This is a genomic window from Clostridium sp. 1001271st1 H5 (genome assembly GCF_005845215.1).
GTDB lineage: Bacteria > Bacillota > Clostridia > Lachnospirales > Lachnospiraceae > Enterocloster.
Genome location: NZ_SPHO01000034.1, coordinates 1 through 14709 on the forward strand (window position 1 = coordinate 1; position 14709 = coordinate 14709).

Annotated in this window: 20 protein-coding genes and 1 pseudogene; 7 read left to right on the forward strand and 14 right to left on the reverse strand. The window is 51.9% G+C overall.

What is annotated here, in order from left to right; genetic code table 11:
* Window positions 1–212 (forward strand): type II toxin-antitoxin system PemK/MazF family toxin (locus FGS84_RS28590; protein ID WP_138311590.1); only part of this gene is annotated, 212 nt, incomplete at its 5' end.
* A gap of 300 nt (window positions 213–512) precedes the next feature.
* Here the strand turns inward: FGS84_RS28590 and FGS84_RS28595 are convergent.
* On the reverse strand, window positions 513–728 hold the full coding sequence (locus FGS84_RS28595) for a hypothetical protein (protein WP_138311591.1): 216 nt from the start codon (window positions 726–728) through the stop codon (window positions 513–515).
* A 702-nt stretch (window positions 729–1430) separates the two neighbouring features.
* The gene (locus FGS84_RS32035) at window positions 1431–1640 is read right to left on the reverse strand and encodes a type II toxin-antitoxin system PemK/MazF family toxin (RefSeq protein WP_171042734.1); all 210 of its coding nucleotides are present in this window, start codon (window positions 1638–1640) and stop codon (window positions 1431–1433) included.
* 315 nt (window positions 1641–1955) lie between these two features.
* Between FGS84_RS32035 and FGS84_RS31880 the strand changes: the two genes are divergently transcribed.
* The 6 genes and pseudogenes from FGS84_RS31880 (at window position 1956) to FGS84_RS28620 (ending at window position 5096) form a co-directional block, all read left to right on the forward strand.
* On the forward strand, window positions 1956–2084 hold the full coding sequence (locus FGS84_RS31880) for a hypothetical protein (protein ID WP_279232861.1): 129 nt from the start codon (window positions 1956–1958) through the stop codon (window positions 2082–2084).
* Window positions 2085–2110: 26 nt separating this feature from the next.
* A complete protein-coding gene (locus FGS84_RS31710; protein WP_243130106.1) occupies window positions 2111–2278 on the forward strand; it encodes a sugar-binding domain-containing protein in 168 nt (55 codons plus the stop codon).
* A 12-nt stretch (window positions 2279–2290) separates the two neighbouring features.
* Window positions 2291–3238, forward strand: coding sequence for a hypothetical protein (locus tag FGS84_RS31115; protein WP_171042733.1), 948 nt, complete (start codon window positions 2291–2293; stop codon window positions 3236–3238).
* A pseudogene (locus FGS84_RS28610) lies at window positions 3198–3647 on the forward strand (hypothetical protein); the annotation flags it as partial. The gene FGS84_RS31115 and the pseudogene FGS84_RS28610, both read left to right, overlap by 41 nt.
* Window positions 3648–3948: 301 nt before the next feature.
* Window positions 3949–4284 carry a hypothetical protein gene (locus FGS84_RS28615; protein ID WP_138311593.1) on the forward strand — a complete coding sequence of 112 codons (336 nt, stop codon included), beginning with the start codon at window positions 3949–3951 and terminating at the stop codon, window positions 4282–4284.
* A complete protein-coding gene (locus FGS84_RS28620) occupies window positions 4281–5096 on the forward strand; it encodes a hypothetical protein (RefSeq protein WP_207671147.1) in 816 nt (271 codons plus the stop codon). The genes FGS84_RS28615 and FGS84_RS28620 overlap by 4 nt, the downstream gene beginning before the upstream one ends.
* A 407-nt stretch (window positions 5097–5503) precedes the next feature.
* On the opposite strand, the gene FGS84_RS28625 is transcribed toward FGS84_RS28620, so the two are convergent.
* The 12 genes from FGS84_RS28625 to FGS84_RS28680 form a co-directional block, all read right to left on the reverse strand.
* Window positions 5504–6799, reverse strand: coding sequence for a tyrosine-type recombinase/integrase (locus FGS84_RS28625; RefSeq protein ID WP_138311595.1), 1296 nt, complete (start codon window positions 6797–6799; stop codon window positions 5504–5506).
* A gap of 3 nt (window positions 6800–6802) precedes the next feature.
* A complete protein-coding gene (locus tag FGS84_RS28630; protein WP_138311596.1) occupies window positions 6803–7024 on the reverse strand; it encodes a helix-turn-helix domain-containing protein in 222 nt (73 codons plus the stop codon).
* A gap of 653 nt (window positions 7025–7677) precedes the next feature.
* On the reverse strand, window positions 7678–8097 hold the full coding sequence (locus tag FGS84_RS28635; protein WP_138311597.1) for a sigma-70 family RNA polymerase sigma factor: 420 nt from the start codon (window positions 8095–8097) through the stop codon (window positions 7678–7680).
* 408 nt (window positions 8098–8505) lie between these two features.
* Window positions 8506–9216 carry a response regulator transcription factor gene (locus FGS84_RS28640; protein ID WP_138311598.1) on the reverse strand — a complete coding sequence of 237 codons (711 nt, stop codon included), beginning with the start codon at window positions 9214–9216 and terminating at the stop codon, window positions 8506–8508.
* A gap of 167 nt (window positions 9217–9383) precedes the next feature.
* The gene (locus tag FGS84_RS28645; RefSeq protein WP_138311599.1) at window positions 9384–9836 is read right to left on the reverse strand and encodes a DUF3021 domain-containing protein; all 453 of its coding nucleotides are present in this window, start codon (window positions 9834–9836) and stop codon (window positions 9384–9386) included.
* Window positions 9837–9849: 13 nt separating this feature from the next.
* Entirely contained in the window at window positions 9850–10290 is a 441-nt protein-coding gene (locus tag FGS84_RS28650) for a LytTR family DNA-binding domain-containing protein (protein ID WP_138311600.1), read from the reverse strand.
* Window positions 10291–10395: 105 nt separating this feature from the next.
* The gene (locus FGS84_RS31715; protein ID WP_243130107.1) at window positions 10396–11385 is read right to left on the reverse strand and encodes a hypothetical protein; all 990 of its coding nucleotides are present in this window, start codon (window positions 11383–11385) and stop codon (window positions 10396–10398) included.
* Complete coding sequence (locus FGS84_RS28660) at window positions 11382–11939, reverse strand: sigma-70 family RNA polymerase sigma factor (protein ID WP_138311601.1); 558 nt, start codon at window positions 11937–11939, stop codon at window positions 11382–11384. The genes FGS84_RS31715 and FGS84_RS28660 overlap by 4 nt, the downstream gene beginning before the upstream one ends.
* A gap of 310 nt (window positions 11940–12249) precedes the next feature.
* Complete coding sequence (locus FGS84_RS28665; RefSeq protein WP_138311602.1) at window positions 12250–13617, reverse strand: relaxase/mobilization nuclease domain-containing protein; 1368 nt, start codon at window positions 13615–13617, stop codon at window positions 12250–12252.
* Window positions 13618–13753: 136 nt separating this feature from the next.
* Window positions 13754–14047 (reverse strand): CD1845 family protein, encoded by a 294-nt coding sequence (locus FGS84_RS28670; RefSeq protein ID WP_138311603.1) that lies wholly within the window; start codon window positions 14045–14047, stop codon window positions 13754–13756.
* 144 nt (window positions 14048–14191) lie between these two features.
* A complete protein-coding gene (gene mobC / locus FGS84_RS28675; protein WP_138311604.1) occupies window positions 14192–14533 on the reverse strand; it encodes a plasmid mobilization relaxosome protein MobC in 342 nt (113 codons plus the stop codon).
* Window positions 14530–14700: a DUF4316 domain-containing protein gene (locus tag FGS84_RS28680; RefSeq protein ID WP_138311605.1), complete on the reverse strand. Its 171-nt coding sequence runs from the start codon at window positions 14698–14700 to the stop codon at window positions 14530–14532. The genes mobC and FGS84_RS28680 overlap by 4 nt, the downstream gene beginning before the upstream one ends.
* Window positions 14701–14709: the final 9 nt, after the last annotated feature.

The window sequence follows — 14709 nt, forward strand, 5'->3', positions numbered from 1 at the left end:
GCACGAAATATGGTTTGCAGAAAAATTCGATGATTCTGCTGGAGCAGGTCCGTACCATTGATAAATCGAGATTGAAGGAGTACATAGGACATCTGGATGGCAGGGATATGAGAGCAGTTAATATATCTTTGAAAATCAGTTTGGATGTGGTATCGGAATTTGACCGGATTTTCCTGGAGGAAAGACAAAAACAGAGTATGGTAATGATGTAAATTAAATGAAAAAATCATCTTAATATAAAACGGCATAATAGTACGAAAATTCCATACACAGATATTAAACTATTATGATTGTCCAATCGTTATAAGCGACGGTTTTAACCGAATGTACAAACAGTATTAAACGTGAAAACAATTTAAAGGAGCGTGGTGTTACCTTTGAGATACTTAGGGCGCGTACACTGTATTGTAAGACACATCTGCAGAATACGATGAGTACGGGTCTAACAATTGGTCCAGCTATTAAAACAGTGGAAGAAAATCTTGAAAAAGTATATGGTCAGCCATTTTCAGCTAGATGTACCTGCGTACAGCAGGAATATTTTCCATTATTCCAATGAAGTAGTTCCGTCTATTATGGAAGCAAATAGGTATGTGGACGAACATTTTGACCAATACCTTGTCAGCAGTGAACTGGTCAGGGATTTTCATTTGAGCAGAAGTTATTTCAGCATATGCCTCGGAAAAATTGTGGAAGTGCTGTTCAACGAGTATCTTTGCATGTTTCAACGTTCTCCCTCATTGATTCTGGCGAAAAACTACTAACAAAACACGCTTTCTCTGCTATTTCCTGAGCGGTAGGTTGGATTTGCGCCCAACTCGGAAAGCGTGTAGATCTTATCCAAAGCGCTGGGTAACAAGACGGTTCCGTCCGGATTTATCAGCTGGTGAGTGGTGAGCGTGTTGTACTAATGTCTTATATCCGTTTGGAAGGTGTGAGGCATGACGGAGGCATATGAAAAAATCAGTTTCTAGGCAAGTAGGAAACAATAGAACAGTGATGGTGTTGCGCTAGTTGCAGAGATGTGTCTGGCGCTATTTAATAGTTGATATTGTGCTATGGATATGGAGAATTAAGAACCACGAGATTTTGGAATACAGACAATAATAACAACCTATTTATAAAAATAGAGGAGGAGTTTATGCGAGACTGTTTGGGAGAAAGTCAGATTGGCCAGGAGCTACCGGGTAATTGAACGGTTTGGAAAGTATATTATAAAATTATAGACTTTACGTTTGAGAGTTTGTCAGCCCTTTGACCTCCAGTATCTCCTCCGTTTGTTTTATTTCACATTGACAGGTGACCTGACAGGATAGTTTAATCCATTTTTGCTGAACCGGAAGAATGCATTTGTAGTAAGTTGATTACCCTGATGATGGTTTAAAGGAATTCATGTTAACGGATGATGAGGTGTGAGAGGAGAAGGTCAGCTATGAAGAAAAAAGTATTGGGTATGTTACTTGCTTGTGTGATGATATTGTCAACAACAGCCTGTGCGCCAAAGGAGAAACAAAGAACCATTTATTCTGGATAATGAGCACCGGCCGCACTCCCCCTTGTTCGCAACCTACTATGGGGCTTAAATCTGCATAGTAAATATCTCCCCTGCATAATGGGACTTGTGCCAGCTTAGAAATCATCCCTTTTCCTATAAGATTATAATTGGGATCTTCCATCAGCTTTATTCGCCGGATAGGGGCTTCCAAGAATGTGAGAAAGTTTTTTATCAATAAATAAATCGTAGGAAATAATAATTTCTACTTTACCAGGGTAATTCCCTTTGTTGAGATATGTTCCAAAGATGCCTCGGACGGAATAAGTACAGTTGACCGCATAAACAAATTAAGGTAATATAGAAATAACTAAACAATTTGATTAGAGGTAAACAATATTCATGAAAATAAAGGCAGTTGATATTGCACGGCAATTAGGGATATCCAAAGCCACGGTAGTTAATGGCTGCTACAAACATTCCAGCTACGGCAGAGAAGGAGTATCGTCTGGCCTATTCTAATTATCTGATTGAGGAGGTGGCCAGGCTGATTGGAGGACATAGCTATCAGATGTTGGCCCCCAATATGTAGATTCCATACAGGCGAAGGCGAATTTCTTGAAAGAGCATAGTGAGAGGGAAGTAATGGATATGGTGAAGGACGCAGACGTGGCGGTTATGGGGACAGGGACTGTGGACCAGAATTCCGCCCTAATCCATGCTGACCTGATTTCCATTGAGGAGTTTAAAAGACTGCAGAAAGAAGTGGTGACACTAAAACTGTGAGGGGGTGTTTCCATGAAATTAGTTAGTCCGAGAACCTTGCTGGCATCTCTGCTGGGCTGTACATTTGTTGTTATGAAAGTTATGACCTTTGCTGGGCTACCGGATGTGTTTTGGATCATATACATTGGATATATGTCTGTCAAAGGACTGGTCACGGCATTTTCTCAGAAAGCCTATGACAAGGATGTGAAAAAGGCGCGACAAGGAAAAGTTTTGTATTGTGACCTGTTTGGAAAATTTGCATACGTTGCGGCAGATATCCCGTTTGTCCTGATCCTTTTAGCCTGCCTTTTGGCTATGGTCTGTCCCGTAACAACGTTGCTCAGAGTTATCTTGAGTGTACTTTTGTTGATAGCGTTGGGATATGCGATCTGGTTGTGTTGGTATGTTTCAAGGCATAAACGGCTGCGTATGGAAAATGGTGAATGGGAGGCAGGGATTTTAAGCGCAGAAGATGAGAAAGCATGGAAACAATCAGACCTGTGGCACAGTATTATTCTTGGAATTGTCGTGGCATTGGGTGCTTTTTATCTCATTTTCGGAGATCCCAGAATCTATCTGAATAACGCCAAACTGAAAAAAGCACTATCTACGCTGGACAGTGACAGCGCTACTCTGGAGGAGGTCGTTCCCTTTGAATGGACATCTGTATACACATTTGATCCCTATACATCAATCGACCACATTGAGTGGGTCACCGGCTCAAAGAGTCCCGCACTGAAAGAAAGCGTCAGTGAGGGCATGACCCATGTTGTGTTTACAAACAGAGGGCAGGTAGTAGCCAGTGTCTGCGCCTACCCCACAAGTATTGGGTATTATTTAGAATTTACTGGTGGAGAAAATACATATTATGGCTATCTGGATGGTGGATATTCCCACATCGAATACGGTGATGAGATTGTCTTTGAAGTAATGCAGGATGAAGGATTTGTCAAGCTGTTTGCTCGTGTTGCGGAATAATGTATGATACCGCATATATTATAATTAAGCCAAGCAGATGCGCCTTTCCAAGTCCGCGCTGGGCAGTTATGAAGCGGATGACTTCAAGGACATCAGCCACTATGCTCTGATTAAGCTGGCGAAGTTTTACGGTGTGACCGCCGACTAACTGCTGGGATTGACTGAAACAAGAAATCACCCAAACGCCGATCTTGCAGACCTGCGTTTGAGTGATGAAATGATTAACCTGCTGAAAAGTGGGCGAATTGACACCGCCCTTCTTTGTGAACTGGCGGCGTACTCGGATTTTGTGAAGCTGCTGGCCGATATACAGATTTATGTGGAGGGCATCGCCGCCACGCAGATACAGAACTTGAATGCTTGGGTAGACGTGGCGAGGGCTGAAATCGTAGAGAAGTACCAGCCGGGAGAGCATGACAAGACCGCTGGTGTCCTGCATGCCGCTCATGTGCGGGAGGGTGACTATTACAGCAGCCGAGGACATCATGATATTGACGCTATCATGGAGGACATACGGCAAGCCCACTGATAAAAGGCGTACTTGAAGGCGGGAGTATCCACTGGCGGTGCTTACAGAGACCGGTTTTCATCGAGAGCCATAAATTACTTGGAATAAACACATTCCGGAATGGGAAAAACCGTTTATAATGTTAATATAGAAGCGTTTTGTTGTCTGTATGCCAGACTGGGATATATAGGGAGAACGAGTTATGGAATTCACAGTGATGCATATGGATGAGCCAGTAGCAATTGTAAGTCTATCGGAAGATAAGAAGAAGGTGGAAATTCAAAAATTGATTCCGGATTGCATCAGGCAGCCATTTTGTGGTAATAAATTAGATCTGGAACGGGTTTACAATTTTTTAAAGGACCGTTGCTACGAGGACAGACGCAGTGACCTTAAAGAAATACTCAATCAGGCCGGTCTTACTTATAATAATCCATGGAAATGGATTCAGATAACACACGGAGTCACATATGAAGATTTGTTCTGGATTCGTTTTCCTGGTGAGACGATAACATGGAAGGACGTGAAAGTGAGATGAGCGTAAAAGAATACAGACTGAGCCCGCAGGCCCTGGTGATGGTACAGGGAAGTTCAAAGGGAACACAGCCCAAGTATTATGAGAGCGGATATTGGTATAAAGTAAATAATGTGGGGTATGAAGGTTACTCGGAATATCTTGTCTCCAGGGTGCTGGAGTGCTCTAATGTTGATAGTTATGTTAAATACGAACAATGCACGATTAATGGAAGGGCGGGATGCCGCTCAAAAAGTTTTATTGGAGAAAAGGAATCATTCCTAAGCTTTCAGAGGCTGTATGACCTGCTTACTGGGGAAAGTTTACAGGAGAGAATACGTTTAATATCAGAGGTGGCAGACCGCATTGGCTTTGTAAGAGGGTTTGTATTAGAGAATACAGGGTGGGATTGCTCGATGTATTTATCACAAATATTGACGCTGGATATGCTTACTTTAAATACAGACAGGCATTTTAATAATTTGGGACTAATTGTGGACGCATCGACGGGAGTTTATAAAGCGGCGCCTATTTTTGATAATGGAAATTCACTGTTAAGTGACTGGGATCGTTTCGACGAAGAAACAGTGGAAGAGAATCTTGAAAAAGTATATGGTCAGCCATTTTCTGCCAGTTTAGAGATGCAGGCCCGTGAGGCAGGAATCGGGTTGATGATTGATTATGAAAAATTGCAGTGTATCTTAGAGAAAGAACCTGTTTCCAGAGGTTTGGAAGTATTAATGCATCAACTGAAACGTTATTATAATATAATACCAGATTATAAAATGCAGCAGGAGAATGAATTAGAGCAAGTTGCTCCAGAACAAAAACTCTAGATGCATTGATGAATTGGCAGACAGGGGTAAACAGTTTGTAGCATTCTTTTAGCGTGATGATGAACGAGATGACTTTTGGAGCCGATAAATTCCTGTTTTGAATGCGAACGACATCAGAATCGCCGATTATAAGGGATTATATCAAAGGCAGGGAGTGTATGAAAATTTTTCTGTAAATAGGTATTAGCAAAAGGTCTTCTATGATAAAATAAAAAATAGCTACTTTTGCGCCACTTTCAACACTGATTTTTCAGGGACGGAGAGCCGGGAAGCCTTGATTTTACAGGGTTTTTCGGCCCTCCGCTTATTTTTTGCCGGGGTGCTTTTCGCTGAAATGGTGCCCAAATGGTGCCCACATTTAATGCCGCCCCTTGCGGGGCTATGAAACACGGTGAGAAGATACGCCGTCACAAGCTCATTTCCCGGTCTTTTTTCTTGGCCGGGGCCGCCCGCTCTTGCTTGGGCCTATCCAGCCGGGGGGCGGGGCGTATGGCGGCGTGGTATGCGTCCAGCACCTCTTTCTTGCGTTCCAGGCGTACATCCACATAACGGGCCGTGACCGCTTCAAAGTTCATGGACAGGCCCAGGGAAGCCCCGATCCCGGCCAGCGTGTGACCCAGCACCTCGCCCACCGTGTAGAAGTCCCCGGTGAGTTGGTGCATATTGGTGGCCGCCGTGTGGCGCAGATCGTGAAAGCGGATATGGGGCATATCCAGCCCGGCCAGAAGTTTCCCGAAGCCGCTGGAAATCCAGTTGGCCGCCTGGGGCGCTCCGTCGGCCTTACAGACCACTATATCGTTGTCATAGTATGGCCGCCCCTCTTGCCGGGCGGCTTGCTTGTCGGCCTCTACACGGGCAAGCTGGCGTTCAAAGAAAGGCCGGGCCACTTCCGTAATGGGGAGCCGCCGCCCGTTTGACTTGGGCGGGGCCATGTCCTGAATGGTGGTGGTATGGGGCGGCACCTTGAACGGGAGCTGTTCCACCACGTCAAAGGTGCCGTTTTCCAAATCCACGTTGCGCCACCGCAGACCCAAAATCTCGGAGCGGCGCATCCCATACAGGCCGCCCAGCACAACGGGCATTTCCCATTCCGTCCCGGCCACCCGCTCCATGAGGGAGCGCACCTGATCCGGCGTATAGGGATCGGGGGTTTTGTCCCCCTTGCCAAACTTGGTAATGGTGTCGCGGGCGGCGTTGGTTTCAATGTACCGATATTTCCGGGCGTGGCCCAGGGCCACACTCAACACCCGCTTGGCCCCCGCCGCTGTACTCGGTTTCAGCCCTTTGTCAAGGATGTCCTGAAACATTTTATCCACCGCCGAGGGGGCTAATTGGTTTAGGGGGATATGGCCGATGTAAGGTACGATGTAGCTTCTGATCGTCCGCTTGTACCCGTCATAGGTGGAGGGCCGCAGGTTTACCCGCGCATAGCTCTCCACCCATTCCTCCAAATAGTCCTTGACCGTCTGCTTGCGCTGGGCCTTGACCGTGGCGGCAAAGGTGGGGGCCTGGAGCTTGCTTTTTATGGTGGCCTCGTGCTGTAATGCCTCCTTGCGGGTGAGAAAGCCTTTTTTCGCATAGGTGGATTTTGTGCCGTCCGGCATGGTGTACTTGACATTCACATCATACACCGTCCCGGCGCGGCCCGTCAGGTTGCCGCTGGCATCCCGTTTGTTTTTGACTTGTCGTGCGCTGACCGCCATAGGCTACGCCTCCACACAGGCGGCCACCCTGTTTCGGGTGTACCAATCCCAAATAGCAGCCTCGCAGAGCAGGCGGCGGTTTCCGTTCTGGACGTATTCGATCTGGCCGCTGTCCATGAGTTCGCGGAGCTTATGCTCGCCCAAACCGCTGATCTTACTCATTTGTTCCACCGTTTTCAGCAACGGGAACGCCTGATGGACAGGCGGGGGGCTGGTCTTTTTCAAATAGTGACCTCCTCTCTCAGATGGTAAAAAATATGGTTTAGAGCGTTTCCCGCCGTCCCGTGGGGAAACGTCAAAGGGCGGCGTAGGATTGACCGCGCCGCCCTTTGACCTTCCCCCACCTCTGGCCTGGATGACCAGAAGCAGGGGCGGTGCTTATTCCATTTCAATCCGAAAAGTAGGGGGCCGCCGTACCGGGCTAATTTGGACTGTCGCAAGACAGAAAGGCCCCGGATGGGGCGGCCCCCCTCGTTTTATCTAAACGCGCCGTATTTGCCACGCATCCCCGGCGCGGGGAACATTTCAGGCCGCCGGTGGCCCCGGCTGTCATAGCCTCCGCCTGTACCGTTTCGCCCGTGGAGGGCGGCGCATACAGCAGGGACTCCCCCTCAAGTCTGTGGGAGGGCGTGAGCAAGTTTCATTATCCCCCGCGCTGTCCTCGCGCCCGGCTTGCCAGGGCCGGGTCTAAGGTAGGCGTTGATCGCTCGGCCAGCTTGTCCATCACCTCCTGAAGCTGGCTGTCCTGGCGGCGCACCTTACGTCGCTAATCACGCGGGTTTTGTGCCTGAAATGCTGTGTATTCAGTTGTCATCAGGAAAGAGGGCTTGTACCTCTCTCTATCCATTAGGCGGGTTAGAGGCCGTTTGTTGTCCACCTCAGAGGGATTTTTCCAAAATATTTTTCAGCCTTTCAAGCCCGCGCTCTATGGAGCGGCAGACCACGCTCCGATCCACGCCGTCGGCCCGCGCAAGGTCGGCCTTGCTGATCCCGATTATGTAATGGGCATAGACGCGCCGGGCCTGGACGGGCGGAAGCTGTGCGATGGCGGCGTAGAGGGCGGCCCGGAGTTCCCGGCCCTCCACGATTTCCTCCGGGGTGAGGGGCGGGCGGCAGACCTGGGCCTCGTAGCCTGCCACGGCCTCCAGGGAACACTCGTCGTTGTCACGCTTGCGGCGCTGGTAGCTGTTGCCCAGGCGGCCCCCAATGGAGAGGGTAACGGCGATCTCGTCGGTCACGGCCAGGGGCTCGGACTTGGGCAGATATGGATAATACCGTTTCAGGTAGATAGTTGTCATTTGTACATCCTCCATTTCTGATTTGCGCGGGGAACCGGGAAAACTCAGAAATGGAGCGGCGGGGAACGGCACCCAGGGGAGCCGCCCCGCAGCTCTGGCCACGATGGCCAGAAGTGGGCGGGGCCGGGCCGCTGGGGAAACTGGCAGAAAAAAGTCGGATGGAAAAACGCCGCTCTCCCCCACGGGAAAGCGGCGTTTGCCGGGCCTCGGTGATATTCAGCTTTTCTTTTGCGTTGCCCCCAAAGCCCTGCCAATGCCCGCGCCTCCCTCCGTTTGGGAGGGAGTATAAAATATCAACATTTCGGCAGGCTTTCGGGAGCCTTTCAGCGGTTTAACAAAAAACGCAAGTTGCGGCAGGGTATCAGAAAAGCCCGGCTGGTTTGACAGCCGGGCCTCCGATCAGACTTTTTATTCCTTTTTGTGCTTGGGGTCGATGAAGCGGTAGCCGATCCCCCGGACGCTTTCGATGCAGCGCCCATCCTCCAGTTTTTGACGCAGGCGGCTCACGCTGATGGGGATGGCGTTGTTCTCGTCGCCCATGAAATCATCGCCCCAAACGTGGTAGCGCAGTTGTTCATGGGTCAGCACCCGCCCCACATGAGAGGCCAGCAGATACAGCAGGTCGAACTCCCGGCGGGTCAGCTCCAGCTCCCGCCCGTTGTAGCGGACGCGGCGGGTGTGTGGGTCGATGACCATATTCTCGAAGTTGACGATGGTGTAGCACCGCTGGCCGGTCAGGGCGGCGGCGGCATTGTAGCGCCGGAGAAGGGCCTGTGCCCGCAGCAGGCACTCCCGAAGCTCCAGGGGCTTTTCCATAAAATCGTCCGCCCCCAGGCGGAAGGCCCGCTCCTTGTGTTCAATGCCGCCCTGGGAGGACAGCACCAGGATCGGCATATCCTTCATCTGCCGCATGAAGCGGAGCAGATCAAGCCCGTCCGTTTCCGAAAGGGAGATGTCCAGGATGACCAACTGGAAGCCGTGGCGCATGAGGCGCTCGATGCCCTCCACCACGGAAAGGGTGTAATACGCGCTGATGCCGTATTCTGTCAAAGCATATTTGATGGCCTTGCAGTTTTCCAGATCGCCGTCGATGATCAGAACGCGCTGCTCCGTATCCATTGTACAGTCCTCCTCTCTTTTAACAACTCACCCACTTCTGGCCACACTGGCCAGAAACACCTGGGTTATGTGTGTGGGATCAGGAAGTTCGTCCCCGTTCCGCCGGTGCCATGCCCAGTTTGAGGGACGTTCCAAACGCCGGAGCTGAGGTTGTCCCTATCGGGTTCCTATTCCCTGTGGAGTTGGTTATTGATTTTCTGTATTTTTCTCTTGGCGGAGAAGTATGCCCCACACCAAATGGCGGCATAAATCACCACCAGCACGATAACCGAAGCGGCTACGCCGCCGACAGAACGGGGCACCCAGTACAGAACATATGCGACAATGGTAAAGGGGATAGCGAATAGGCAGAAATGCGCTCCAGTCTGCTTTGCCAAGCTCCACCTGTCGAGTTCCCATATCACCGATGCCGCGCCTACAATCGCGCCGAATATGCCGAGCAAGACCGTCTGCACGATAACTGCGGATTGTTCCCCGCCAAAATCATTCACCAATTCGGGAATGACGGCGTAAAACGAGCCGTCGCCTTTTACGGCGGATATGACGATTGCGATAAGCTGGCCTAACGCAACGCCGGCGAGCAGACCGAAAAGACTTCTGAACAATACTTTTTTCTTCATTACCGAACACCTCCTAAATCCCTAATGCTTGTTTGATTTTGGTGACATAACGCCTTGAAACATAAGCAGTTGTATGATTGTTCAGCTCAACGCAAATTGTGCCGCTCATGCTTAAATCGAGCCGAACAATCTTTTTCAGATTTACAATTTCAGAATTGGAGATACGCACAAAGAGCCGCTTGTTCAGCCGTTCCTCCAATTCATAGAGCCTGGGGCGCAAAAGATACTCGCGGTTTGCCGTTTGAGCATAGACCTTTTGATTTGCCGCATAGATACGGACAATCTCACTTTCTTCCAGCAGCCGAACCTCGTCCCCGGAAAAGCCCGCGATGACATTTGGGTAAGATGTGGATAGGCTTTGCACAAGAGCGCCTATTTCGTCCGTCATTTTGTCGGCAACAATGATGATTTTCGGGTCTTTGCAGTTTTCATCTATCTTCACTTCAACTTGCATTATGTCACCTCCTTTCCTCTCGGCTCCTTGCACTTTTAGTATAGGAATTTGGAGATTGCCCCGCTATCGTTTTTCAATAGGTGGTTGATTTCGGGATATGGGCGGCTAATTTTCAAGCGGCTTAAATGCGACTGTGATAACCGCTCCCTCTGTGTCGGTTGCCTGTGTCATTGTAAGACCCGACCCTTCATTGAGTACAGCGGAATAAACAACAGTTTCCGAACCGCTCCCGGCTGTTTCAGCTTGAATTGAGATGGCGCCGGTAAAAGTCGCTTCATCTTCATCGTAGATGGTAAAGGTGATTTCGACAGAAGGCTCATATTTATAATTTTCTTCTGCCTGGGGCGTCCAGTAAAGGGTACTGCCGCTTGGGAGTGATAGCTGTTTGCCCTGCGGATAAGCTGTACCGTCGTGGTCTTGATAGCCTATGAGGGTGCCGGTATCGCATTCTGCTTTAATGGTCGAATAGGGCAAATCAAACTGAAACGGAAATGCGGGGAGTTTGGAGCTTAAAAGCGGCTCATATTCCCACACAACATTGGAGGTCGCGCTTGTATCCGGCGAGGTGTTGTCGCTGATCGTCCATTCCCCGGTTTCCGTGTCCTGGGTCAAGTAGAAATACTGCTGCGTCTGGCCGTCGTCCATAAAGGTCTTTGTATGGTCGTACTCCACATAATAGTCTGCATATACCACAACAAAGTGTTTTGCCAGATACTCGTCCGTCCAGCCCCGCGCTTGGGCCAGTTCGCTACCGGAATACATGGCCGCGACACGCGCCGTTTCATCTTCATCCACTTTGATTTCATCGACACGCACGCTAACCGTATATTCCTTCCCGGCTTGGCCTTCAATCGCACTTTGGACGGTTTGCACCGGATCAGCAGACGGCTTTTGCAGCCACGGGTCGAACCAGCCTAACTGGTATGCGGCAAATCCGCAAAGGGTCAGCAGCGCGGCAATCACCGCGACGAGCGCCAGCGTCCGCTTCATACTGCGGGCTTTTTTCGTTTTACTCATAAAACTTCTCTCCTTTGCCTCCATAATGTATTTATCGTCAATCGTTCCCAATGCGTCAAGAATGTGACTTGCGTTCATGCCACTCCCTCCTTTTTTAGATATGAAAGCAGCTTTGCCCGGGTTCTGTGGAGCATGGATTTTACTTTGCTGGTGCTAAAGCAAAAGTCTTTGCTGATTTGCTCGATAGTGTCCAGATACCAGTAGCGGCAGAGGAAAACTTGCCTTTCCGTAACTGGCAGATTGGCGATAAAGCGATTGAGCGTTTTTGACAGCTCCGCCGCCATGATTTCATCTTCCACCATGACATTTGACGGCACACACTCCGAAAGCTCGTCAAGAGCAAGGGACACTTCACCGCCGCCACGCTTGTCCCGGTGGCTGTCCCGCCATTTCTTGAGGGATACGCGCCGGGTAATTTTGCCGAGGAAAGAACGCAGGATGGACGGACGGTGGGGAGGCATGGCGTTCCACGCACCGAGGTAGGTATCATTTACGCTCTCGTCCGCATCCTCCTGATCGCAGAGAATGTTATACGCAATGGCATAGCAGTATTTCCCATACTTTGACGCGGTTTCCGTGATTGCGCTCTCGCTTCTTGCCCAATATAAATCTACAATTCGGTTGTCCTCCATCCTGCCACCTCCTATGGTCTATGTAAGGGCCCTTCACTTATCTACTTCCCGTTTTTTGTGTTTGGTTGCATTAGAATATAAATTTTTTTGGAAGCACAACGTTATTTACATTCCTATTTTAGAGGATTTGCGAAGTATAGACAAGGTTGCCGTATAGAATATAGTACGGGGGAGCGCGTTAGCGGCAAGCAGGGCAAGTGTATAGACACTTGCTATTTTCGCCCCGCGAAAATGCTTGTTGGGGTGCCCCCAAACCCGCTGGTACTTCTGGCCAGGATGGCCAGAAGTACCGTTGTCTGCGGCCCCGTCGCTACCGCTCCTGGGCCTTATTTTCCCGCCCGTCCGTCAGGCCGAGCAGATGATCCACGTTGCCCTTGACGGCCACCAGCTCCCGCATCTGCCGCTGGGCCTCCCGGTACTCGGTGTAGAGGGCCTTTTTCTTTTCGGCCAGCTCCCGGCGGGATTTTTTGAGCGCGTCCATCCTGGGGAGCTTGGCCCCGCCCAGGATGCCGCTGATAGATGCCTTGGCCGCCCGGTAGGTGGCAAGCTCGGCCTCATGCTGGGCCAGATACTTCTTGCTGTACCGGGCGGCCTTGTAGCCGTCGAACATGGGCCGGGTCTTGGCATAGTCCACCACGGCGGCCATGAGATCGGCGGTCTTGGAGATCTGGGCCTCGGCGGCCTGTATCTCCCCGGCCAGGGCGTGAAAACGCTCCACCGCCCGGTTGGTCTGCGCGGCCAGATCGTCATAGTCGGTCAGCCCATGCTCCATGAGATACTGGAGGGCGGCGGCCATCTGCTTGAGGTTGTAAACCTTGGCCCACCGCTCATAGGCCGGGCCTTTGCCCTGGCACATTTTCTCCTGAATGTCGATCAGCAGATCAACGCGCCGGGGGGCCGGGCGGGGCCGCGCCGGGCCGCTCTTGCGGGCGGGGGCCTTGCCGTCGATGACGGCCCGCACGTCCTCCGGGCCGTAGCCGTCCCCCAGGGTGGAGGCCCGGAAACGGGAGGCCCGCTCCTGGCCGGGGACACGGAACGAGATCGCGCCGCCCCGGCCATGCACCACCTGAACGCCCGCGGCCTCCACACGCCCCAGGAAGTCCGCAAAATCGGCGGGGCGCTGGGACAGGGCCTCGTCGATGGCCCGGCGGATCTGCTCCTTGTAGGACGGGGGCCGATCCTCCCCCAGCCATTGACCGTAATGGAGAAAGCGCCCCTTGCTGTGGAGCTTGGGATGCTCGATCACGGAAAGGCTATGCTCCAGGCACACCCGGTCGGACAGCCGCCGCAGGGCGCTGGCCGATCTGAAAAAGTCCCGGAACTTCCGGGTACAGTCCAGGGCCGTGGAGTTGTAGTAAATGTGATTATGGATGTGCTGACGGTCTGTATGGGTGGCAACGAAAAAGGCGTGTTTGCCCTTTGTCCAGCGCAGGGCGGTTTCATAGCCTACCCGGTTCGCCTCCTCCGGGGTGATCTCCCCAGGTGCAAAGGACTGCCGGATTTGGTAGCACAGCACGTCGGCGTCCCGCTTTTGCTCCCGGCCTGTGATGGCCTTGTACTTTGCCTTGGCAAGCAGGAACTCGGCGTCGGCGGTCAGGTGGTCGCACTCATAGCAGGAGATCAGCTCCCCGCCCTGGGTTTTGTCCGGGTTCTGTCCATAGTCAAACCGATCCCGCATAGACTGCGCGATGGTTTCCCCCTTGCTGATGTGGTGGGTAATAAGGCGCGTTGTGGCCGTGGGCGTTCCCCCTTTCCATGAGAAAGGCGGCGGCCATGAACAGCCGCCGCCCGCTTCTGGTCAGGCTGGTCAGAAGTCAGCCCGTGATGAAGCTCCGCAGAGTGTAGTTGAGATCGTCCAGCCTGTCCAGGAGCCACTCGGCCAGGGCCGGAAGTCCAAAGGGCGAGATGGCAAAGCCCATCACCAGCAGGGCGATGCCATTGAACATATCCCCCTGGACGGCCAGCATCAGCACCCCGGCCCCGCCCAGGAAAAAGGCCAGGACGGACAGGACTCCGGCGGAGAGGGACAGCAAGAACGACAGGACGGCCACGGTGAGCGTCAGGGCCAGCACAAAGGGGGCGGCGATAATTTTCAGTATGATCCGCATTTGAGATACCTCCTATTTCCTGTATATGTCTATTGTAACTCCGCCGAAAATCAAACGCAAGGATGCCTCCGGCTCTCCCTGCTTCTGGCCACGCTGGCCAGAAGTGGGGACAACCGGGGAGCGGCTGGGGCCGCTCCCCGTGGGTCAAAGCTGTACCACGTCGGCCAGCTTTTTGAGCAGATCGGAGAGCGGCCCCCACAGCTCGGCATAGTCTTTTTGCAGGGCCTTGATCTCCTGGGGGTACACGCCGTAGGTGTTGGCGTGGATCGCCACCTGGTTCAGATTGTTGGCACACCGCCGCTGGAGGGAAACAAGCTCCTGGACGGGGGCAAGGTCTACGTTGAGGATATAGCCGTTGAGGGCCATTTTGCGGATATAGGCGCTCATGTTGCGAATACCCGCCTGGGCCATGCGCTCCCGGATGGCCTCCAGCTCGTCGGGCCGCACCCACACATAGATGGGCACGTCCCGGACGCGCTTTTTCACCGCTCCTCCCGTTCCCGGCTCCGCCTGCGGCGGGGCGGCTCTTTCACCTTGTCCAGCGGCTTCTCCGGCTCCGGGGGCAGGGCGGGCAGATTGTTGATCAGGCCGTCGATGTGGTTATAGTTCTGCTCCACGGTCAGCTCGGTATTTTTCAAAGGGTTGTTTTCCATCTTGACCTC